Source organism: Ferruginibacter yonginensis (assembly GCF_042651465.1).
Classification (GTDB): Bacteria; Bacteroidota; Bacteroidia; order Chitinophagales; family Chitinophagaceae; genus Ferruginibacter; species Ferruginibacter yonginensis.
The window spans coordinates 1,025,694-1,049,367 of record NZ_JBHSCZ010000001.1; the positions used below are offsets into that span (position 1 = coordinate 1,025,694).

Genomic DNA, 23,674 nt, shown 5'->3' on the forward strand with positions numbered 1-23,674 from the left:
ACAGTCTTTTTTTAATATGATTGATTTAATTACTGCGTTACAGGGAAACCAAAATTATCACCCAAAGAGCCACTGTCACCTGATGTGAAAGGACAATAAGGACTTAACCTTGTTCTGAAATGCACTTTAATACGAGTTATACGTGAACCAGCTGGCGGAAATAATGGACTACCTGTATCGCCTATTCTGAAAAACTTTGATGGAACGATCGTCCAACCAAATAAACCATTACCAAAATCTTTTGCTTTTAAAGCAGGGTTATCGGCAGTAGTGGTTTGACCAGGGTAGTAGTTACCATCAGAAGTATTTAATGGTTCGCAATATTGTGAAACCTGAAAATAACCAGTAGTTCCGTTCGGACGAACATAATCAATATCAGTAAACACATACACTTCTGTGGCTGCTTTTAAAGCAGTTTTAGATGGATCTAACAAATTCTTATCTAAGTAAAATGTTACTACATCGTCTTGTGTAAATTTAGAAGGAAACGGCCTGAACACACTTGGTGTAAATGTTAATGGATCCACTGCAAAAACGAAATCTTGCGTTTGGCGGCTACCATTTTGGTTTTTAGCCAAACAACCAAATTGAGCACCAATTTCAGCAGCAGTTTTATTCATGTACTGCGTTGGTGTTAATGTAAATGAATACTTTTTTCCGCCCAAAGCAGTACACTTCGCCAATGGGTTAGAGTTACCAAAACCAAAACCACCTTGATCATTTAATGGTGATCCACAACAACCTGGTACAAACCCCCAGATATATACATCTTCACCATTATTACCTAATTGTACGCCATTTAAATCAAACGTAATGGTAATTTGATCTTCAGCAGTAAAGTTTGCTGGACTTACAGTAGCAGTTTGAGCAAAACCAGTAATACTGGCTATTACAACTGCAAGTAGACTTACTATTTTTTTCATATTTATAATTTTTTTGCTGTTCCAAAATATTTGTAGGTGCTATCAATATTATTGCCTCACAAAGTATTTTGAAAAATGAATATTATTTTTTGAAATACGAGTTCATTAATTTTTTGAAAAGTTTAAATCGTAGTAAACAAACGTTTTATTGTTACTGTAAAAACGTCTGCTCACACGTAAGGCTAACTTTTTATCGCTTACCCTGTAAGCCTTTCCAAAATCAATACTATCGGTACGTGAAGTACCAACCAAACGAACTCTTAGTGGGCCACCATTTTCAAAAAAGTTCCATGTACCTGAAGGTGCTACAAACAAAGGAGCATTTCCAGGGTTGGTGAATGAATAGTTACCAGCATTACCCGTACCATCGTTCGTAAATGAAACAGTTACAGTACCAAATGGAAACAATGAAGTAATGTTTTGCTTTTGCACAAATGCAGGAAATCCTTTGTCAACAGCCGTTTGATCTACTTGTATGATACTATCTAATTTCCAATTACCAATTAAATTGTCTCTTAAGCTGATGCTTTCGCCCACTTCATCGTATTGTATTTTTTTACATGAACTGATGGATAAGCTCATTACAATTAAAGCGGCAAAGCTAAAAATGATGATTTTTTTCATTTTGTTTTATTTAAATATGTTGTATAAAATTAGTTTTGAATCATACCAGGGTTTACTCTTACTTCACCATCAGGTATTTTTAATAACCCTGTAGCATCGTCAAAAGCAATACCTCTTACAGATTGTTTCAATCTTCTTAATTCATGGTAGCTATCGCCTTCAGTAAATAACTCAACCTGACGTTCGTTGCGAATAGCGGTTAATAAAGCAGTTGCACCACTAGTGCTATTATCTGCTACTACACCTGCAACAGCTCTTACAGCGTTATAATCAGCTCTTACAGCAGCATCAGTAAATGTACCAGTTTGTACCCTAGCTTCTGCACGTATCAAATACATTTCTGATAGCCTTACTACTGGCACATTAATAGCAACATCACCTAACACACTCCACTTTAATGATACACCTTTACCACTTGTTGAAGATGTTGATAAGAAAGTAGCTCTGTTACCACCTCTTGCATTAATGTTTGAGAAAGTTGCATTAGCTATTGGTAAGAAAGTATTGTTTAAATCACTGTTCCAAAAATTACCTCTCAAACGGCCACCATCGCCTAGTACACCAAAAACCACTGATGCAGGAAAACTAGCCACATTACCAGTAGTAGTAAATGGTGCTTTCACATCAGTACCCAACGCAAAGCCACCGTTAGTAATAACATCATTTGCATACGCAAAGGCATTGGCGTAATCTGCCATATTAAAATAAATACGTGCTAAGTAAGCTTTTGCAGCCCAACGTGTAGCTCTTACACCATTTGTGGTAGGCAATAATTGTTCTGCAGCTTTTAGGTCTGCAATAGCAGCATCGTAAGATTGCTTAACGGTACTACGTTGTACTTGTTGTTGTGCTTCAGTAGCGTTTAATGCTCTCAAACGCAATACCACACCCGGGTCGCTGGTTGGGTTAGCGGTATATGGTTTAGCGAAAATGCGAACCAATTCGAAATGAGCTGCACCTCTTATAAACAATGCTTCACCTTTCCATGTATTTTTTGCAGCAGCAGTAGTATCATTAAATGTATTATTATCAATTGCATTTAACACCACATTTGCTCTACCAATGGCTTCATAACCAGTAAACCAAATATCTCTACCTATTTGATTAAAAATATTGAAACTACGGCTTACAAATTGTGCTGGTGCACCACCTGTAGCATTGGCAAGATCAACTTGATTGCCATATAATTCAGCTGTACGTTGTACTTCGCCACCAACAAAATTATTATCTGTAAATCGGCTGTATGAAGCAGCTAATACTGATAATACATTGGAGCTTGATTTTAATACCTCTTCGCCAGGTTGGGCATCTGTAGGTAATTTATCTAATAATTTTTTACAACCCGTACTTAAAATACTTGCTGCGAAAAATGAACCTATTAATATTTTTTTCATTGTAATAATTTTAAAATGTGGGTAAGATTATAAACCAATATTTAAACCAAAGTTGATGCTTTTGCTTTGTGGTGTTGGCAAGTAAGGCGCATTAAAAGCACCGTTAGATGCACCATTATTAAAACGGTAACGAACCACTTCCGGATCCCAACCAGCATACTTAGTAAACGTGAATAAATTTTGGCCAGATACATAAATTCTTGCACTGGTTAATTTTGCTTTGTTTAAAATTGACTTAGGTAAGTTATACCCTAATGAAATACTACGAACACGTAAGAAAGATACATCATATAAATACCTTGATGAGTTGCTGTTATCAGCATTACCACCCTCAATTAATGATACTTTTGGTACATCAGTAATATCACCAGGTTTTTGCCATCTGCTCAATAACTCTCTACGTTGGTTCCAACTACCTAAACGGCCACCCATTTGATATTTACCACCATCATCATAAATAGTATTGCCATATTGGAAGGTTAATAAAATTCCTAAATCAAAACCTTTGTAAGTAAAATTATTTTCAAAACCACCATAAAAATCAGGGTTTGGTGTACCTACAGGCACCCTGTTTGCATTTTGCGATGCTGGTGTTAATTTTATTTTTTTACCAGTACCTTTTTCAAATATCAATTGATCACCAGTTTGAGGATCAACACCTGCAAAAATTGGTAAATAATTTATACCTAATGGATAACCAGCAATAACCCTAGTATCACCTTCACTCAAATCTAAAAAGTCAGGATCAGTAAAACCAGCTACTGTTAATACTTTATTAGCGTTATGTGAAATGTTTAAAGAGCTTGTCCATTTAAAAGATTTTGTTTCGAAGTTGGTTGAGTTAATGACCAACTCAACACCCATGTTACGCACTTGTACATCCACATTACTAGCAATGTTGCTAAAGCCAGTAGAACGTTGTACAGGTGTGTTCAACAATAAATCTTTTGATTTTTTAGTATAGAAACTCAAGCTACCAGAAATTCTGTTTTTCAACACAGCATAGTCAACACCAAAATCAAATTGTTGACCTTTTTCCCATGATAAATCTGGGTTAGCTAATTGCGATTGTACTTGGCCATTAATACCAGCATACCCACCTGTTGGGTTGTATAATTCAATATAGCGGAAATCACCAATTTCAGCATTACCTGTTAAACCATATGATGTTCTTAATTTTAAATAGTTGATTACTTTACTATCTTTTAAGAAAGATTCGTCAGATGCGATCCACCCTGCAGATACTGATGGGAAGTAACCATAACGATTGTTTGCACCAAAACGAGGTGAAGCATCGGCACGGAAACTTGCGCCGAATAAATACCTGTCTTTAAAACGATAATTCGCTCTTGCAAAATAAGACAAGAAACCACTTTCGTTTCTGTTACGATAAGCGTTTACCGGCGAACCATTGCTAATAGTAGTAGGTGCTAAAGGCGACCATGATAAACCAGCAGTACCTTCTGTATAAAAATTATTTACAAAACCAACACCGGCATCTCTAGGTGTGTAAGAGATTTCATGGTAACGCAATGCATTTACTGCAAAACCAGCAGTTGCATCAATTTTATTATCAGCGTTAATTTGTTTATTGAAAGTAAAATAATTGTTGGTATTGATGTTGGTTAAATCCAAGTTTCTTTCAGATGCTGCTGCCAACATGGTGTTTTGATACCATCTATTAAAATTTTGTTGGTAGTAATTTTCTTGTTGCTTGCTCATATCTAAACCAAATTCACTTCTAAAAGATAATGTTTTGGTTATTTTTAAAGCCGCATACACATTCGCAAATGTTCTGAGTGTTTGGTTAATGAATGTATTTTGTAATTGTGCAACAGGGTTAATAAAGATGTTGTTTTTAGTTTGTGTACCAAAATAACTTCCATCTGGATTAAATACAGGATATATTGGTAATGACTGTGATTGAGCCCAACCAATACCACCATTAAAAGAGGTAGGTACTTCGTTGGTTTTGGTTGAATACATACCAAATTGTACCCCTAAATCTAAGCGGTCAGATGCTTTATTATCAATATTAACACGGGCACCAATTCTTCTAAAATTGTTACCTACCAATACGCCTTTTTCATCACGATACACACCGCTTAAATAGAAACGAGTTTTATCGTTACCACCTCTTGCTGATAAGTTCGCTTCGTACAAAGTACCATTTTGTGTAGTTTGATCAATCCAATCGGTATTTACATTTGGGTTGTACACATACGATAATGCTTGACCAGGTATTGCTTGGTTAGGCCCCAAAGGCAATTGACCATCATTTACCCTTGCTTCATTGTATAATTGAAACCACTCAGCACCATTTAATAAAGGTAGCTTACGGGTAATTTTTGAAACACCCGAAACCGCATCTAACGAAATTTGCGTTTTACCAGTTTTACCTTTTTTGGTAGTAATTAAAATAACACCATTTGCAGCTCTTGCACCATAAATAGAAGCTGAAGCAGCATCTTTCAACACTTCAATTGATTCAATATCATTTTGGTTAATGGTTGCTAAAGGGTTTGTATTATTCGCTTTTGTAGCATCAAAACCACTTCCAAAACCTGCTTGGTTATCGCCATTAGCAAACGGCACACCATCAATAACATACAATGGTTCACCACTTGCAGATATTGAGCTAGTACCTCTTACCCTAATACGTACGGCACCACCTAATGAACCATTGGCTTGTTGTACTTGTAAACCAGGCGCTCTACCTTGCAAAGCCGCATCAAAACTTGGTGCTGGTGTACTAGTAAAAGCTTTGGATTCAACTTTTGATACAGAACCCGTTAAATACTTACGTTGTTGTGTACCATAACCTACCACTACTACTTCATCTAAATTAGCGGTGTTAGGTGTTAGTGCAACGTTCACATTTTTTTGACCAGCAATGGCCAATTCAATACGTGTAAAACTTGCAGAAGTAAAAACCAATGTTCCGTTACTTGGCGCTGTTATGGTATATGCACCATCAGCCGAAGATTGTACGTTGGTAGACGTACCTTTTACATTAACGGTAACACCAGCAATTGGGGTACCATCTTTTGCGTTTGTAACAACGCCACTAATAGGGCTTTGTGCATACAAACTCATGGATGCTACTGCACAGAACAATAACATACAAATTCTCAAAATTTGCCTTGAGGAGAAGTTCATAAATAACATTTGTTTTGGTTAAAATAAATTCAATAATGGTCGTTATAACAAGTGAATTGTTCACTTATTAATAAACCAAAAATAACAATTTATTAATTAACGCAATCGTTTGCGTAAATTAATTTTTAATGAATTGGTTATCAATTAATTACGAATCATATAAAATAAATAATACTTTATATATTATTGATAACCAATGAAGCAATTAATTAAATAATTAATACGAATTACAACATAGTGGCGTTTTACAAGAGTTTTCCGATGTAAAACGTTTGCGCTGGAATGTTAATTTTAGTTGAACTTATTTCGTTGGTGAAGATGTTTTTAACGCTGTTTTGCGCCTTTACCATATCAGGATACTTAACCGAAATATCAATAGTTTTATTAGTAGTACTTGTATTGAGCATACAAATTATTTTTTCATTTTGATTGTATCTAAAGTAAGTATATAAACCATCATCAGGAAGGTACTGCATTAATTTACCTGTACGTATTGCTGAAGATGTTAATCTAAAATTGGCCAATGTTTTTATTAATTGAAAAACGGAATCTTCTTGTGCTGTTCTACCAGTTGTAGTAAACTTATTGATACTATCTTGTTTCCAACCTCCTAAAAAATCTGAACGTACCAAACCATCAGGGTTACTAAAGCCCTTCATTAATATTTCGTTACCATAATATAATTGAGGTATGCCTCTAAAAGTAAGTAGCCAACCTAAGGCCATTTTATATTTAGCAACATCTTCATTAATAACAGAAAAAAATCTCGACAAATCATGGTTATCTAAAAATATAACTTGCCCCATAGGGTTTTTGTACAATATATCTTGTGCGGTGGTATTATATAGCTTGCTCACACCTTCCGTCCAGCCCTGCTTTTCATTTAATGCTGCTTGTATACCGTAAAACAATTGCTGAAAATCTGTAGTGTTTTGTAAATTACTTTTAAACTTAGTGTTCATATTATTTTCACAGAAATAACTTTGGTTTACCACTCCATGCACCCAGGTTTCACCAAACATAGTAATTGATGGAAAATCAGCTAACAAAGCTTTATTACATGTATTCATAAAGGCCAAGTCGTTATAAATATAGGTATCAATACGCCAGCCATCTATACCAAAATTTTCAACACTCCATAAAGCATGTTGTATTAAAAAATTGGCTACATAAGGGTTTGACTGATTTAAATCGGGCATAGAGGGCACAAACCAACCATCGCTTAATTTTTTTGTTTCAGAAGCTGCAGCATAGGCATCAAATAAAACCTGTTCACGGTAAGTAGTTTGGGTATACTGTGGCCATTGGTGCAACCAACTTTTCATTGGTGGATCTATAACGGTAATATGTTTTATACCTACATGGTTATATACAGCATCTTGTATCAACTTCATACCCTTTGCATGAATGGCAGCACTCAATTTAAGGTATGCACTGTTACCACCTAACCTTGGGTCAACAGTATAATGATCCGTAATGGCATACCCATGTTCAGTACGAGAAGGCATATCGTTTAAGAGTATGGGGGTCATCCAAACGGTTGTTACACCCAAGTCTTTTAAATAATCTAGCTTATTGATAACACCTTGTAAATCGCCACCATGGCGTAGGTACATACTATCTCTATTGAGTGATTGATCTAGCAAACCTGCAATTTTATCATTGGTAGTATCGCCATTACTAAAACGATCGGGCATTAATAAATACACCAAATCATTAGAAGTAACACCTTGAGCAAATTGCTTACCATTACCTGCACGGCGTTGCAATATGGGCCAATTAATACCCTCTTTGTTATTATACTTAATGATTACATTACCAGGCTTTGTGTTGGTAGCAATGGTAACATCTATTGAAGCATAATGTGGATTTTCTAGCACTGTAACTTTTTTTACTACAACACCAGGGTATTTAAGTTTGATGTTGGCTGCTACAAAATTTTCAGATTTGTTATATAATAAAATTTGTACGTTGTTCCATTTCATACCCACCCACCAATTGGATGGGAAAACCCTTACTTGTTGTGCCATTAATGAGGTACTGCCTACTATAAATAACAAAACAAACAATATAATATATATGCGTTTCATGAAGTAAATATTTGAGTAAATGAGCAATGAAAGTAAAGTATTTTGGTTGAGCTGATAACAGCATTATATAAAAAACAAAAACCTCGACTAAAAGCCGAGGTTTTGTTGGGTTACTAGGATTCGAACCTAGACAAACAGAATCAAAATCTGTTGTGCTACCTTTACACCATAACCCAATCAAAATCATTGTTATGATTTGGGAGTGCAAAAATAGGGAATTTCAAAAAAACTCCAACTATTTTTTACATTTTTTTTTATTCGCTGTCTTCTTTTTCTTTTAGCGACTTTATAAGATCTAATGCCTCTGCCACCACATCACACATAATCGTAATTAATGAGCCTGGCTTTGCCGTATTATAAGCATGCATAATGGCTTCTTTTTCGTTCAATATTACAGTAACAGGTATATTTTTTTCTTTATTAGAGTTGATACCTTCTACCAATAAGTCAACAATATTTTGTGCCGTACGGCCACGTAAATGCCTATCTTGTCTAATAATAATTTCATCAAAATACTTTGCAGAAATAGCTCCAAGTTCTCGTATATCTTCATCTCTCCTATCGCCTGTGCCACTTATGATACCTACTTTAGGCGTACCATCCATTTTACTTACAAAATCGCATAACAATTGTAAACCTGCTGGATTGTGGGCAAAATCAGCTAAAAATTTAAAGTGTTTAAATTGAAATAAATTTAACCTACCGGGTGTTTGTGATGGTGATGGAATAAAGGTTTCTAAAGCCAACTTAATATCGGCCACTTTAATATTACGGTATAAATAACAAGCTAGTATTGCTGGCAAAGTATTCATAATATTATGTGTTGCTTTACCACCATAAGTAATAGGAATATCGGTAACTTTTTGCACCCTAATTTTCCATGTACCCTTCATAATGGTAACATAACCATTTTCGTATACTGATGCTAAACCGCCATTTTTGCAATGATTTACAATACGAGGATTATTTTCATCCATACTAAAAAACGCAACATTGCATCTTAAATTTTGGTGCATATTATACACCAAATCATCATCAGCATTTAAGATAGCGTAACCATGTTTGTACACCGTTTCGGGCACTACAGATTTTACCCTTGCCATTTGCTCTAAACTTTCAATACCGCCTAAGCCCATATGATCGGCTGCTACGTTTGTAACGATGGCAATATCGCAATTACGAAAAGCCAAGCCACTACGTAAAATACCACCACGAGCTGATTCTAAAACGGCAAAATCAACCGTTGGATCTTTCAATACAAATTGAGCAGATGCAGGCCCAGTACAATCGCCTTTCATCATCATTTCATTTTGAATATACACCCCATCGCTTGTAGTGTAACCCACTTTATAGCCAGCTGCTTTTGCAATATGTGCTGTTAAACGAGTGGTGGTAGTTTTACCATTGGTACCCGTTATGGCAATTATTGGAATACGGCCATTGTTTTCTTTAGGGAACAACATATCAATTACAGGCTCTGCCACATTACGGGCAATACCTTCTGATGGCTCAATGTGCATTCTAAAACCTGGAGCAGCATTAACCTCCAACACAGCTCCGCCATTTTCACTAATAGGCACTTTTAAGTTGGGTGCCATAATATCAATACCACAAATATCTAACCCAATAATTTTACTAATACGCTCCGCCATAAATATGTTTGATGGGTGCACTTCATCAGTAACATCAGTACTGGTGCCACCTGTGCTTAAGTTGGCGGTTGGTTTTACCAACACTAATTCGCCATTAGCAGGTATGGTTTGCAAGGTATAGCCTTTGTCTTCAAGCATTTTACGTGTAAAATCATCAATCTTAATTTGGGTAAGCACTTTTTCGTGCCCGTAACCACGGCGTTCATCTTTATTGGTTTCTTCTATTAACCATTCAATGGTATGTATACCATCACCGGTTACTGCTGCCGGTGTACGTAAGGCTGCACAAATAAATTTATTATTAATGCATAGCAACCTAAAATCGTAACCGGTAATAAACTTTTCGCAGATAACACTCCTACCATATTTTTGAGCAGCTTCTAATGCAGTTAATGCTTGTTCAAAATTAACGATATTAGTAGTTGCACCTTTACCATGGTTACCATTGAGCGGTTTTAAAACTACTGGGTAACCAATTTTATCAATGGCTTCTTGCAAATCTTCTTCATTGCGGATTATGCTTCCTTTTGGTACAGGTATTTGTGCTGCTTCTAATAAATTTTTGGTATCATCTTTATCGCCTGCAATATCTACGGCAATACAACTCGTAGTACCTGCAATGGTAGCTCTAATGCGTTGTTGGTTTACACCATAACCTAGTTGTACTAAACTACCTTTATTTAAACGAATGTATGGAATACCTCTTTTAGCTGCTTCATCAACAATACAACCAGTGCTAGGCCCTAAACGAGTTTCTTCTCTCAGCTCCCTCATGGTTTGAATATCGGTAGCTAAATCATAATCAGTACCAGCAATTAAGGCTTCGCAAATGCGGAATGCTGCTTTAGCGGCATATACGCCTACCGCTTCTTCCATATAATTAAACACTACATAATATTCACCATGTTTACCTGTACCACGGGTACGTCCAAAACCAACATCCATACCAGCTAGGGTTTGTATTTCGAGAGCAATATGCTCAATAACATGCCCCATCCAAGTACCGGCGTCAACCCTTTCAAAAAAGCCACCAGGCTTGCCTTCACTACACCTATGTTCAAATAAACTAGGTAACAATTTTTCTAACCTTTCTCTAAAACCAGCTACTTTATTGGTTGGTTGCTCTTCCATTGCCTCTAAATCTATCATCATCTGTATTAACTTACCCCTTCTTATACTCCAGTAATTAGGACCACGAAGTGTTTTAATTTCTATTATTTTCATCTTTAAAGTTTCTGAATGGTTAGATGTTGTGAAAAAGGAAATTAATCAATTGTGTTTGTATTTCAAAAAAAGATAACATACAAGTTTAAAAATATAATCATTGTTATTAATATCATTGATGCACAATCGAGATGCAGCAAATATTTCATACAAACCATCTTTTAAATAACTTTACAACATCATGCGGAAAATAGTATTGTTATTCATTGTTAGTTGTTTGATTTTTTCGAAGCCAATTATGGCTCAATCGGCATGTTCAGTTTTCGGACAAACACCTCCTACTGCTTTTCCAATTTGTGCTTTACAAATATTTGTTCAAGATTCAGTACCTATTTGTAGTACCAATGATTTATTTGTACCAGGCTGTTCAGGTGATGGTGCTAATTATCAAAATAAAAACCCATTTTGGTATAAGTTTAGATGTTACCAAGCAGGTACATTGGGCTTCACTATTACCCCCAATGATTTAGGTGATGATTACGATTGGCAGTTGTATGATGTTACTGGCCTAAACCCGAATGAAGTTTTTACCAACCAAAGTATTGTAGTAGCTGGTAATTGGAGTGGTACGTTTGGTTTAACAGGTGCATCGGCCAATGGCGTAAATGGTATTCAATGTGCTTCTTTTCCTGGAGATAACTTACCCACTTTTGCAGCAATGCCTAATTTGATTGTAGGGCATGATTATATTTTACTGATAAGCCATTTTAGTGATAGCCAAAGTGGCTATTCATTAGTATTTTCAGGCGGTACAGCTGTTATTACTGACCCCGTTGACCCACATTTACAATCAGCCCAAGCCCCTTGTGATGGTACTGAAATAAAAATTGCAGTTAATAAAAAAATGCGTTGTACAAGTCTTGCTGCAAACGGTTCAGACTTTGTTGTTACAGCACCCAATGGCAGTTTAATTGTACCTACTAGTGCCGTATCATTACAATGTAATAATGGGTTCGATATGGATTCTATCAGTGTATTTTTAGCCAACCCATTAGCGCCTGGCACCTACACTGTAACAATAAAGAAAGGCACTGATGGCAATACGCTCACAACCTTTTGTGATGTAGCTATACCAGAAAATGAGTCGGTAACTTTTACCGTTTTTCCACTTTTTCCTACTGCGTTAGATAGTATTACTACCCCAAAATGTGCACCTCAAACATTAGAGGTGGTATTTAAAAAGAAAATAAATTGTAATACTGTTGACCCTGCTGGCGGCGACTTTTTTATTACTGGTCCATACCCTGTAACCATCACTGCTGCAAATACCGTTTGCGATGCAAATGGGCAAACTAATAAAATTACCTTGCAACTTTCAGCTCCTATGCAAGTAGGAGGTACCTTTTTATTAAACCTACGCACAGGGCCTGATGGTAATACCATTACTGATGAATGTGGTGTACCAACACCTGACCCATCAAGCACTCCTTTTGTAGTGAAAGATACCGTTAATGCCAATTTCACTTTTAACATTAATTATGGTTGCGATAAAAATGTTGTGAGTTTTAACCATGATGGTGCAAATGCTGTAAACAATTGGTTATGGACTTTTACGAACCACCCTAACAGTACTTTACAAAACCCTGTGGTAACCTACACCAATTTTGAAAATAAAACCATTACACTTATTGTGAGCAATGGTGTATGTAAGGATACAAGCACAACCACACTATCTTTTGCCAATTATTTAAAAGCTGCTTTTGAAGTAACGCCATTAATTTGTCCGCAAAAACCGGCCACATTCATTAACAATTCTGTTGGACAAATTGTTGAATGGAAATGGATAATGGGTAATGGTAGCATCATCAATGTAAAAGACCCTGCACCACAATTTTATGTACCATTAACGTCAAGCGATTATAATGCGCTACCCACTTTAATTATCAAAAATTCATTTGGGTGTTTTGATACCACTAAAAAGAATATTGAAGTGGTGTATAGTTGCTTTATTGCTGTACCTAGTGCCTTCACCCCTAATGGCGATGGACTCAACGATTTTTTATACCCTCTAAAAGCTTATAGAAGCACCAACTTAGCTTTTAGCATTTATAACCGTTTTGGACAAAGGGTATTTTTTTCAACCATCTGGCAAAACAAGTGGGATGGTAAATTTAAAGGCTTACCGCAAGACCCAGGCACCTATGTTTGGACGTTGGAATACCTTGATTTAGAAACCAACAGAAAAGTATATCAAAAGGGTACCTCTATTTTAATTCGTTAAGCAATATACTGTTGATGGTAAATGGTAGGCAACATTCGTAAAAGATGTTACATTCGCACATCATTTAACACAATCAAATATAAATGAAACAACACCCTCCTGTTTATTATGGTGAATATTTAGCATTGGATAAAATTATTGATGCACAACACCCCGTTAGTTTTAAAGAAGGCAATGAACCTGCGCATGATGAAATGCTCTTCATAATTATTCACCAAGCATACGAATTATGGTTTAAACAAATTCTATTTGAAATAAATGCAGCTACCCAAACCATGAGTAAAGAGGCCATGGATGACAACTCTGCTGATTTGCAAATGGTAGTACATCGTTTAAAAAGAGTGACCACTATTTTAAAAGTGTTGGTACAGCAAATTGATATTTTAGAAACCATGACACCCATGGACTTTCTTGATTTTAGAGATATGCTCCGCCCAGCATCAGGGTTTCAAAGTTGGCAATTCAAAATTATTGAAGCTAAGCTGGGTTTAAAATTTGAACAACGTTATGGCCAAAACTATTATACCTCCCAATTAAAGCAAGCCGAAATAGATATTATAAAAGATGCTGAAGCAGGCAATACCGTTTTAGCATTGGTAAATAAATGGTTAGAACGTATGCCATTTTTTAATGATGATGCATTTTGGAAAAATTACTCATCTGCTGCAGTAAACGATACACCGCATAGCCCCAATAATACACATCCCTTTTGGCGTGACTACGAAAATATTTACGCATCAGGACTTGCCGAAGCAGAACAACAAAACTTACAACATTTTAGCAAATTATTTTTTGATGAAGAACGTGATGCTGATAAAACGTTGAGTGCTGCAGCTTGTAGATCAGCTTTGTTTATTATGATTTACCGTGGTTACCCTATGCTTGAGTTACCTTTTCAATTACTAGATACTTTATTAGAAATTGATAACCAACTGGGCATGTGGCGTTACAGACATATTAATATGGTCCGTCGCATGATTGGCACTCGTATTGGCACGGGTGGCAGTACAGGCGCAGGTTATCTACAAGGCGCTATGGATAAGCATTATATTTTTAAAGAAATTTCGCAGCTTAATAGCTTTTTAATTGACAGGCGTAAACTACCGAAACTACCGATTGAGATTACCAATAAATTAGGTTATTTATAAATTGAATAAAAAAGCCATTAGCACGAAAACTGATGGCTTTTTTGAATCACTATTATTTTGATTTTACTAAATACAATGTTTCTGACTGGCCAGAACGGTTCATATCAAACACCAAACTATCAGCTGTTAATTTGGTTATGAGTACCATAATTTCTTGCGCACCATTAGCTTTTGTAAACAGTTGATTATGGTCAACTTTATAAGTACCTTTTTGTGTAGTACCATCATAAACAAATTGATAGTTACCGGCTGTATCAAAATTAAAGAAAGTAGCTGCTGCATTGTTAGTTGATGCGGTGCCGTTGACCAACCATTGTGTGCCTTGCCATTTACCCACAATTAATCTATTGTTTGTTGTATCAACACATGAAGTAATTGAAAGTAAGCACAAGATGAAAAGGATGCTTATATTTTTCATTTTAATATTTTTTAACGTGACTATTTTTGAGGCCAATTATAACTTTTAAGCCATTGATAAAAAGCCGCTACCTTACTGGTATTCACTTTTAACCAACCAGCATTTCGTTCGTCATTAGCGATAGTATACACTATATGACTTAATACATTCGTATAATTATTTTCTTTTAGTTGTTTAAAAAATGGCACATAGCGGTCTTTGAAAAAACCTTTGCCTCTTTCATCTAAACCACTAATTAGCAGTTGTAATTTTAAGTCGAATTTATCAACAACTGTTTTTGCAATATTGCCTACGGCTGTATCTTTTTCAATGGCGCTACTCATGGCAAACAATAACTCTTGACTTGAAAAATCATCGAGTTTATTTTTACCTTTCTTTTTTGACAGTAACGATGAGTTGATGTAGATGGTAACCGCATTATCACCTGTACGTTTTACGTTGCCATACATTAATTGTTGGAGTGTTGCAAAAGTAGTTTTTGAACGTTCTGTTTGCGGCTCCAATGTTAAAAACATAATAGCAGCTAACATGGCAGCAATATGATTATCGTTTTTACGAAGCTCTGTAATTCTAAAATAACTCGATGCATGTAATGGGTTATCTATAAGTGCATTTTGAAAATCTTCATAAGCATCATCTAACTCATCTAATGCTAAATGGGTAATACCTTTATTATATTGTAATAGAAAATAATTTGGAAATTTTTTTAACCCTTTTTGATAGGTTTTTAATGCAGCTTTGTGATTACCTTGATCATCTTGTGCATTACCAATTTGAACATACACAGCATTTAAACTAGGGTTAGTTGGGAATTGCTCAATAATTTTTTCAGACAATACAATACAATCATCTAACTTATTAGAGGCGTACAAAGAGTAACTTTTTTCATAGTAAGCATCAAAATAATTTTTATCGAGTTCAATGGCAGCATCATACTTTTGAATTGCTAATTCATACTTTCCATTATCATGTAGCTTAATACCTTCAGTAACAAGACTTTTAGGTGTTTGGGCAAATGATAGTGTATTGAAAATGATACTAAAAAAGAGGAGGCATGTTGTTTTCATAAAGCTGATTTACTCCATCAATTTAAATGAAAATATGCAAAATGCAAAACGCCTCGTTTTTACGAGGCGTTCTTTTATAATTTTTAGATTAAACCAACGCTTTTAATTTTTCAATTACAGCATCTACTTCAGCTTTTGTATTATGTTTACAAAAACTAAAGCGTACTGTTATTTGATTGGGGTTGTTATTAATTGCCCTTATTACATGGCTACCTTGCTCAGCACCGCTAGTGCAGGCACTTCCACCACTTGCACAAATATTATTGATATCGAGGTTAAACAAAATCATTTCTGATTTTTCTGTTTTAGGAAAGCTAGCGCTCAAAACAGTATATAAACTATTGCCCAAAACATCGCCATTAAAGCCTACACCCGGTATGTGTTTTTTTAGTTGCTCATGCATGTAATATTTTATTGTACCTACATAAGCTGCATCAGTTTCCATTGTTGCAGTAGCTAATTCAAGTGCTTTTGCAAAACCTACAATACCGTAAATATTTTCAGTGCCTGCTCTCATGTTACGCTCTTGTGAGCCCCCATGTACAAAGGGTTTTATGCGAACATTTTCATTAATATAAATAATACCAACCCCTTTAGGACCATGAAATTTATGTGCAGCACCTGTAATAAAATGCACAAGTGTGTTACGTAAATCAATTGCAAAATGCCCTACAGTTTGTACGGTATCGCTATGAAAAATAGCGTTGTACAATTTACACAATTCGCCCACTGCATTAATATCAAGTATATTACCTATTTCGTTATTAGCATGCATTAAACTCACCAAAGTTTTTTCAGTAGAGGCTGCTAATAATTTTTCAAGATCTTCTATATCAATATGCCCATCGGGTAACACTTTTACATAACTCACTGCAATATCATGCACATGGTGCATATGCTCCACCGTATGTGATACTGCATGGTGTTCAATAGGTGATGTAATGATGTGCTTACAACCTAAATCTCTCACAGCTGCTTGTATAGCCATGTTACTACTTTCAGTACCACCGCTGGTAAAAAATATTTCAGCTGGGTTGGCATTTAAAATTTTTGCGACTGATTTACGAGCTTGTTCAACCGCCATACGGGTTTCTCTACCATAAGAGTAAATAGATGAGGGGTTACCAAATTTGTTGGTTAAAAATGGAAGCATTGCATCTAACACAGCAGGGTCAAGTGCAGTAGTGGCAGCGTTATCAAAATAAATTCTTTCCATGAACAAAAATTTTAAGCAGCTTATCATTAATTATTAAGCTTGCATCGCTTCTTTAATATCAGTCATTAAACGTTTCGCAATATTATCAGCTGTTGATGCTAAGTTGCTTTCAGCATAAATTCTGATAATTGGTTCTGTATTACTCGTACGTAAATGTACCCAATCTGTATCAAATTCTATTTTCAACCCATCATCCGTATTTATTGGTTGGTTTTTATATTTCGTTTTTATTTTTTCGAAAATAGCTTTTACGTCAACCCCACCATCAAGCGTAATTTTATTTTTACTCATAAAGTAATCTGGGTAAGTATTGCGTAATTGGCGAATACTTTTTTTAGACAATGCTAAATGCGTTAAAAATAAAGCAATACCCACCAACGCATCTCTACCATAATGTAAATCTGGAACAATAATACCACCGTTACCTTCGCCACCAATAACTGCTTCAACTGTTTTCATTTTGTTCACCACATTCACTTCGCCAACAGCACTTGCATAATAGGCACCGCCATGTTTTTCAGTAACATCTTTCAATGCTCTGGTTGATGACATATTACTAACGCTATTGCCTTTTTTGATACTTAGCATATAATCGGCCACCGCTACCAAAGTATACTCTTCACCAAACATACTACCATCTTCACATACAAAACAAAGTCTATCAACATCAGGGTCAACCGCTATACCTAATGATGCATGTTGCTTTACAACCTCTCTGCTTAAATCAGTTAAGTTTTCTGGCAATGGCTCAGGGTTATGTGCAAAATCGCCTGTAATTTCTTTATGTAAAACAGTGTAGTTTTTAACACCTAATGCATCCAGTAACGCTGGCACAGCAATGGCACCTGTACTGTTTACCACATCAACCACAATTTTAAATGCTGCTGTTGCAATAGCTTCCACTTGCACCATTGGGTGTGCTACAATCTGATTAATGTGATTTTGTAAGGTTTGTGTATTATTGGTTACACTACCTAATTGATCAACTGTTACAAAACTAAAATCGTCGTTGGCAGCAATTTGCAAAATAGTTTCACCTTCGCTACCGCTAATAAATTCTCCTTTGTTATTTAATAATTTTAGAGCGTTCCATTCTTTTGGGTTATGGCTAGCGGTTAAAATAATACCCCCATCTGCATTTAAATTTACAACTGCCATTTCAACGGTAGGGGTAGTACTATAATCAGTATTAATAACATTGATACCTAAGCCACTTAAGGTAGCTACTACAATTTGTTGTACCATTTCGCCACTAATTCTACCATCTCTACCAATTACAACCGTTGGTTTTTGTTTACTGTTTGCTTGTGTTTTGAGCCACGAACCATAAGCTGCTGCAAATTTTACCACATCGAGTGGCGTAAGGTTGTCGTTGGGTTTGCCTCCAATAGTGCCACGAATACCCGATATACTTTTTATTAATGCCATGTATGTATTTTAAAGGTGTGCAAAGGTAACAAATTGTTAAGTAGTGCATAATAGCAAACAACATAATATTATTAAAAAATACCTAACATTTTTATAGCTATTGCAAACAAAATGTTGCGTAAAGTATAAAAATTTCAACTATACGCCCGATTGCAGCAAGTACCCCACAGTGTAGTGAGGAACGAACGAAACGAGGCGTACTGCGTAAAGCGGGACAACTGTTGCCAAATGCACCACTGCTGTCGTTCAAATAAGCATTGATTTTAACCCAATGTTATTTTTGAATATTGTAAATTTGCCGCTATGCATGATACATGGTTTAAAGATTGGTTTAACTCACCTTATTACCACCGTTTATACGCTCATAGAGATGAAAAAGAAGCGGCTGATTTTATTGATTTATTGATACAACATTTAGCTCCAGCTACTGGTGCTACCATGTTAGATGTTGCTTGTGGAAAAGGAAGACACTCCATGCAATTGGCAGCCGCTGGGTTTGATGTTACCGGTATTGATTTAAGCCGTGAAAGTATTGCCGATGCAACACAACATGCACATGAACATTTGCATTTTTTAGAACATGATATGCGTTTGCCTTTTTGGGTAAATTATTTTGATGTAGCGTTTAACTTTTTTACAAGCTTTGGTTATTTTAATACTCAAAGAGAACACGACAATGCTATAAGAACTATTGCCACAGCTGTAAAGTATAAAGGTATTTTTGTAATGGATTACCTTAATATTACATTTGCTGATACCCACGAAATAATTGAAGCAACACAGCAAATTGAAAGCACCACTTACCACGTTACAAAATGGACAGACAACACACATTTTTACAAAAAAATTGTAGTGGAAGATGCTGCATTACCGCAACCAATACAGTACACTGAAAAAGTATCGAAGTTTAGTGTACATGATTTTAAACAAATGTTTGCTAAACAAGGGTTAACTATTAAAGAAGTGTATGGCGATTATCAATTTAAAGCATTTGATGAAGCTACCTCACCCAGGTTGATTATGATAGCTCAAAAAATGTAATCACTATTTTTTATTGTTCACCAACATCCATTTAGAGGTTTCATACAAGGCTGATGTTAATTGTGATAATTGTTTTTTCACAGAATCTTGCTGAACAGCCGATAACATGATTGGTTTATTGGTGATGGATACCAATTCTTCTTTTTGTATGCGTATGTTTTTTCGGTAAAAATAATCGTTGGTTACAACGCCAATCCAACCGGGTGCATGGTAAATAATAAAAGCTGCATTGGGCTTGGTATGAGCATCAAGTAAATCTCTACCCAATGTAGTATTGGTATACGTTTGTTGTACCATACCTGCAATGGTGGGCAATACATCTATTTGTGATACTACTTCGCTATGTTGTTGAGGCGTTAACAATGCTGGAGCATAAAATAGTAAAGGAATATGTTCATCTGCCAAACGTTGTTCGTTCCAAGCTGAAGGGTATACCGCTGCTGCATTACCTTCTACCCCATGGTCACCAACAAATACAAAAATGGTATTGTTGAAATATTTTTCTTTTTTTGCAGCTTCCATAAACTTTTGAAAACAATAATCTGTGTAGGCAAAAGCATTGTACTCTTTTAACGATTCAAAACCGTTTTTAAGCAACGTTTCTTCAGGTATATTTTTGGGAATAAAATCTTTATCTTCTTCAGGCAAATTAAATGGACGATGATTATCGGCCGTTTGAATAATGGTAAAAAAAGGCTTGGTTTGCTGTGCCATTACTTTGTTAGCTTCTAAAAATAAATTTTTATCGCTAATACCCCAAACATTGAGTTTTGCCGCTTTATACTGACCTTCTTCATAAATACGAATGCCGTCAATATTTTTTACCAGCCCTTTGAAATTATTGAATTCGCTACGACCGCCTATAAAATAAAATTTTTCGTACCCATCAAAATCGTTGATGATGGTACGCTGGTTTACTGCGGCTTCATTACGGGTGGAGAATTTCGACAACTGTACATCAGGTATACCCGTAATAGTAGCAAATACACCACGTGCTGTACCAAATGTGGGTGAAAAACATCGGTTAAAAAAAATACCTTCTTTAGTGAGTTGATTAAAGTAGGGTGTGCTGTTTAATTCATTACCACTCATGCTACTTTTATACATACTAAAACTTTCACAAATAACGAGTACCACATTGGGCGTACTTTCTAAAGCTTTACTACTCGGGTGCACTACTCTTTTATAACTATTGGATGCAGCATCAAGCCCCAAAAAAGAACGCATTTGAGGAAGATGTTCTTGTGCATGGGTTTTGTAATCGGGGTCTCTAAAACGTAAGGTGGTAAAAAAGTTTTGCAAAGGATTTAAAGCCAAGTTGCTTTTAAATTCATCATTCAAATTAAATGCCCTAAAAAAATTAAGCGGTTTGGCCGTAAAAAAACCATACATAAACCAACCCAAAATAATGAGTGCTGCTGCATGCCAACGCCTGCGGTAACCAAACTTATGTATGTTGGCATTTTTACCTTCTACCACCACATGCGTTTTTTTAAACATCCAAATAATCATTAGCACAGCACCAATTAGGCCCACCAAAATCCAAACGATGGGATAGCTCTGCCAAACCATTTGCATACTTTCACGAGGGTCTTCAGCAAAAATAAGTGCATCGGCATTGAGCCTAGCATTAATGTAGGCAAACTGACCAAAATCAGCACCATAAAAAAACAATACTAATAAGGTAATGATGCCTAAATAAGCTGTCCATATTTTTTGTGAGGTTTCATTAAAAAAAGGCGAAAAACGAGACACTACTGATAAGGTGGCGATGGGCATTAAAATAAAAGCTATCCAACGTAAATCATATTTTAAACCCAACCAAAACGATGGCCAAAGTTCATTTATACTAATATTACCAGGCTTAAAACATACAACAGTAGCTACCCTAAAAGCAGTAAAAATAAACAGGTAAATTAAAAATAACTTAACAATCCATTGAATTGTTTTAGGCACTCGCCATTTTATAAGCATTGTTGTGTATTGGTTTTTTGTTCAGCAATTGCAATGATACCATTTTTATTAAAACAGCAACTTACATTTGTTAGTACTTTATTGCAAACGCTTCTTATTATTGAGCAACAAATATTTTGAACTGTAATAAAAAGCATCGGTTAATGAGGCCATGTTAGCTTTAATACTATCTGTTATTTTATTGGGCACAATAGCATTGTTATTTTTAACTGAAACAAAATCAATGGCGCCTGTATTTAAACTTTTTGCATAATAATAATCGTTACCCACCACACCAATTGTTCGAGTATCAGGGTCGGCAATAAAGGCAACCCTATGTTTTTGTATTGTTGTATCAAATAAATTAACGCCTAAGGTGGTATTGGTATATTGTTGATTAGCCAAGTGGGCTACGGTTGGCAATACATCAAGTTGCGATGCAGGTGCAGCAATACGTTGCGGTTGTAAAAACTTTGGCGCATAAAATAATAGTGGTACATGTTCGGCCAAAATTCCTTGCTTGGTAAAGCTTTGTGGAAATAAATTACCGGCATCGCCCCTTAGGCCGTGGTCGCCTACAAACACAAAAATGGTATTGTTGAAATAAGGCTGTTTTTTGGCCGCTTCTATAAATTGTTGAAAACAAAAATCAGCATACCGAAATGCATTGTACTGCCCATTATCATCAAAACCATATTTTTTTAGCGTATCGGCAGGGTAATTAAGTACTTTGAAAGCTTGTTGATCTTCAGCAGGTATGGTATATGGTCGATGATTATCTGCCGTTTGAATAATTGAAATAAAAGGCTTGTTTTGTTGTGCCAATATGTTATTTGCTTCTAAAAATAAATTCTTATCACTAATGCCCCAAACATCCACTTTTTTAGCTTTAAAATGATCTTCTTCAAAAATTTGTAAACCAATAATATTGTTTTTTAATACGCCTCTAATATTCGCCCACGTAGTACTGCCACCTAAAAAATACATTTTTTCATAGCCTTCAAAATCATTCATAATACTATGTTGATTTACTGCTGCTGGGTTTCGGCTTGCAGTTTTATTATCTTCTACATCTGGTATGCCTGTTACGGTGGCCCAAACACCTCTTGCTGTACCAAAAGCTGGGGTAAAACAACGTTCAAAAAAAATACCTTGTTGGCACATGCTATTAAAGTAGGGTGTGGCATTGAGTGCATTGCCGAACATTGAGCTTTTATAAGCACTAAAACTTTCACAAATTACAATTACAATATTTGGCTTATTGGTAAAGTTTGCATTTGCTTGATGTACCCTATCGAACATTAATTGCTCTGCATTGGGTTGTTGTATACCCAAATACGTTGCCATAGTGGGGTAAACTTCTTTTACTTTTTTAACATCATAGCCCGACTTTTTAAAACTAAGCGTACTTAAAAAACTTTGAAATGGATTGAGTGATGTGTTTGCTTTAAAATCATCAGATAAATTAAAAGCATCGCTCCACCGCAAAGGATATTGACCTATTTTTCCGAACACCGCGAACCCCAACAGCAACATAAATACGATGGTGGCTACAACTTTATTTTTGGTAGTAGTGTCTGCATGTTGTGCTTGCACTTTTAGTAACAACTTCTTTATAAACCATACAAAAAGCCACATACAGAGTAATAAAAAAAGTAAAATACGTACAATAGGGTACGTTTGCCACATCATAGTAGCGGAAATACCAGCATCTTGTGCAAAACTAACAATGGCGGCACTTAAGCGTTGTTTTAGGTAATCATAATAATAAAAATCGCTGCCATAAGCTATTAAAAAAACGAAAAAAATCAATGTTAAAAAACCCACCCAAAACGTACTATTTTTCTTGTGCTTAAAAAAATTAAACGCTGGTATCATCATTAAAAAATTCATTACAATACCCAAAGCCGCCACAATTCTAAGATCGTACCGCAACCCCAACAACATCATTGAACCACTAAATGGTTTATTGCTAGGTTTATAATGGTAAAAGAAAAAGAGCCTGTACACCATCATCAATAACAATAAAAAAAACATTACTTGCACAATGAATTTTATAGATGAGGTGAATGGTATGAAACGCTTCATATAGCTATTTAAAAATTTGCGCTAAGTT

Annotated in this window: 15 protein-coding genes and 1 tRNA gene; 3 read left to right on the forward strand and 13 right to left on the reverse strand. The window is 35.6% G+C overall.

The window, feature by feature from the left end:
- Nucleotides 1-29: 29 nt before the first annotated feature.
- The 7 genes from ACFOWM_RS04475 to cphA all read right to left on the reverse strand — a co-directional run bounded on the left by ACFOWM_RS04475 (nt 30) and on the right by cphA (nt 11,066).
- Nucleotides 30-923: a hypothetical protein gene (locus ACFOWM_RS04475; protein ID WP_379707479.1), complete on the reverse strand. Its 894-nt coding sequence runs from the start codon at nt 921-923 to the stop codon at nt 30-32.
- Between the two features lie 105 nt (nt 924-1,028).
- The gene (locus tag ACFOWM_RS04480) at nt 1,029-1,547 is read right to left on the reverse strand and encodes a DUF5004 domain-containing protein (RefSeq protein ID WP_379707480.1); all 519 of its coding nucleotides are present in this window, start codon (nt 1,545-1,547) and stop codon (nt 1,029-1,031) included.
- A gap of 29 nt (nt 1,548-1,576) precedes the next feature.
- Entirely contained in the window at nt 1,577-2,941 is a 1,365-nt protein-coding gene (locus tag ACFOWM_RS04485; RefSeq protein WP_379707481.1) for a RagB/SusD family nutrient uptake outer membrane protein, read from the reverse strand.
- A gap of 27 nt (nt 2,942-2,968) precedes the next feature.
- Complete coding sequence (locus ACFOWM_RS04490; RefSeq protein WP_379707482.1) at nt 2,969-6,064, reverse strand: SusC/RagA family TonB-linked outer membrane protein; 3,096 nt, start codon at nt 6,062-6,064, stop codon at nt 2,969-2,971.
- A 281-nt stretch (nt 6,065-6,345) separates the two neighbouring features.
- Complete coding sequence (locus ACFOWM_RS04495; RefSeq protein WP_379707483.1) at nt 6,346-8,190, reverse strand: alpha-amylase family glycosyl hydrolase; 1,845 nt, start codon at nt 8,188-8,190, stop codon at nt 6,346-6,348.
- Nucleotides 8,191-8,295: 105 nt separating this feature from the next.
- A tRNA-Gln gene (locus ACFOWM_RS04500) sits at nt 8,296-8,366 on the reverse strand.
- Between the two features lie 78 nt (nt 8,367-8,444).
- On the reverse strand, nt 8,445-11,066 hold the full coding sequence (cphA, locus tag ACFOWM_RS04505; protein WP_379707484.1) for a cyanophycin synthetase: 2,622 nt from the start codon (nt 11,064-11,066) through the stop codon (nt 8,445-8,447).
- 238 nt (nt 11,067-11,304) lie between these two features.
- Between cphA and ACFOWM_RS04510 the strand changes: the two genes are divergently transcribed.
- Both ACFOWM_RS04510 and ACFOWM_RS04515 read left to right on the forward strand, forming a co-directional pair.
- Complete coding sequence (locus ACFOWM_RS04510) at nt 11,305-13,287, forward strand: T9SS type B sorting domain-containing protein (RefSeq protein WP_379707485.1); 1,983 nt, start codon at nt 11,305-11,307, stop codon at nt 13,285-13,287.
- Between the two features lie 83 nt (nt 13,288-13,370).
- Nucleotides 13,371-14,435, forward strand: a complete 1,065-nt coding sequence (locus ACFOWM_RS04515) for a tryptophan 2,3-dioxygenase (RefSeq protein WP_379707486.1) — start codon at nt 13,371-13,373, stop codon at nt 14,433-14,435.
- Between the two features lie 52 nt (nt 14,436-14,487).
- On the opposite strand, the gene ACFOWM_RS04520 is transcribed toward ACFOWM_RS04515, so the two are convergent.
- The 4 genes from ACFOWM_RS04520 to glmM all read right to left on the reverse strand — a co-directional run bounded on the left by ACFOWM_RS04520 (nt 14,488) and on the right by glmM (nt 18,564).
- Complete coding sequence (locus tag ACFOWM_RS04520; RefSeq protein WP_379707487.1) at nt 14,488-14,853, reverse strand: lipocalin-like domain-containing protein; 366 nt, start codon at nt 14,851-14,853, stop codon at nt 14,488-14,490.
- Between the two features lie 20 nt (nt 14,854-14,873).
- Complete coding sequence (locus tag ACFOWM_RS04525) at nt 14,874-15,920, reverse strand: tetratricopeptide repeat protein (protein ID WP_379707488.1); 1,047 nt, start codon at nt 15,918-15,920, stop codon at nt 14,874-14,876.
- Nucleotides 15,921-16,008: 88 nt separating this feature from the next.
- Nucleotides 16,009-17,136, reverse strand: a complete 1,128-nt coding sequence (locus ACFOWM_RS04530; protein ID WP_379707489.1) for a cysteine desulfurase family protein — start codon at nt 17,134-17,136, stop codon at nt 16,009-16,011.
- 33 nt (nt 17,137-17,169) lie between these two features.
- Nucleotides 17,170-18,564 (reverse strand): phosphoglucosamine mutase, encoded by a 1,395-nt coding sequence (gene glmM, locus ACFOWM_RS04535; protein WP_379707490.1) that lies wholly within the window; start codon nt 18,562-18,564, stop codon nt 17,170-17,172.
- Between the two features lie 303 nt (nt 18,565-18,867).
- On the opposite strand from glmM, the gene ACFOWM_RS04540 reads away from it, so the two are divergent.
- On the forward strand, nt 18,868-19,605 hold the full coding sequence (locus tag ACFOWM_RS04540) for a class I SAM-dependent methyltransferase (protein ID WP_379707491.1): 738 nt from the start codon (nt 18,868-18,870) through the stop codon (nt 19,603-19,605).
- A gap of 3 nt (nt 19,606-19,608) precedes the next feature.
- On the opposite strand, the gene ACFOWM_RS04545 is transcribed toward ACFOWM_RS04540, so the two are convergent.
- Nucleotides 19,609-21,561, reverse strand: a complete 1,953-nt coding sequence (locus ACFOWM_RS04545) for an LTA synthase family protein (RefSeq protein WP_379707492.1) — start codon at nt 21,559-21,561, stop codon at nt 19,609-19,611.
- A gap of 96 nt (nt 21,562-21,657) precedes the next feature.
- Complete coding sequence (locus ACFOWM_RS04550; protein WP_379707493.1) at nt 21,658-23,646, reverse strand: LTA synthase family protein; 1,989 nt, start codon at nt 23,644-23,646, stop codon at nt 21,658-21,660.
- Between the last annotated feature and the right edge of the window lie 28 nt (nt 23,647-23,674).

Bases quoted from the DNA above. Each gene is read 5' to 3' on its own strand.
- ACFOWM_RS04485 (WP_379707481.1), bottom strand. From the start codon at position 2,941: ATGAAAAAAATATTAATAGGTTCATTTTTCGCAGCAAGTATTTTAAGT.
- ACFOWM_RS04510 (WP_379707485.1), top strand. From the start codon at position 11,305: ATGGCTCAATCGGCATGTTCAGTTTTCGGACAAACACCTCCTACTGCT.
- ACFOWM_RS04525 (WP_379707488.1), bottom strand. From the start codon at position 15,920: ATGAAAACAACATGCCTCCTCTTTTTTAGTATCATTTTCAATACACTA.
- ACFOWM_RS04490 (WP_379707482.1), bottom strand. From the start codon at position 6,064: ATGTTATTGTTCTGTGCAGTAGCATCCATGAGTTTGTATGCACAAAGC.
- ACFOWM_RS04515 (WP_379707486.1), top strand. From the start codon at position 13,371: ATGAAACAACACCCTCCTGTTTATTATGGTGAATATTTAGCATTGGAT.
- cphA (WP_379707484.1), bottom strand. From the start codon at position 11,066: ATGAAAATAATAGAAATTAAAACACTTCGTGGTCCTAATTACTGGAGT.
- ACFOWM_RS04530 (WP_379707489.1), bottom strand. From the start codon at position 17,136: ATGGAAAGAATTTATTTTGATAACGCTGCCACTACTGCACTTGACCCT.
- ACFOWM_RS04475 (WP_379707479.1), bottom strand. From the start codon at position 923: ATGAAAAAAATAGTAAGTCTACTTGCAGTTGTAATAGCCAGTATTACT.
- ACFOWM_RS04540 (WP_379707491.1), top strand. From the start codon at position 18,868: ATGCATGATACATGGTTTAAAGATTGGTTTAACTCACCTTATTACCAC.
- glmM (WP_379707490.1), bottom strand. From the start codon at position 18,564: ATGGCATTAATAAAAAGTATATCGGGTATTCGTGGCACTATTGGAGGC.
- ACFOWM_RS04495 (WP_379707483.1), bottom strand. From the start codon at position 8,190: ATGAAACGCATATATATTATATTGTTTGTTTTGTTATTTATAGTAGGC.
- ACFOWM_RS04480 (WP_379707480.1), bottom strand. From the start codon at position 1,547: ATGAAAAAAATCATCATTTTTAGCTTTGCCGCTTTAATTGTAATGAGC.
- ACFOWM_RS04550 (WP_379707493.1), bottom strand. From the start codon at position 23,646: ATGAAGCGTTTCATACCATTCACCTCATCTATAAAATTCATTGTGCAA.
- ACFOWM_RS04520 (WP_379707487.1), bottom strand. From the start codon at position 14,853: ATGAAAAATATAAGCATCCTTTTCATCTTGTGCTTACTTTCAATTACT.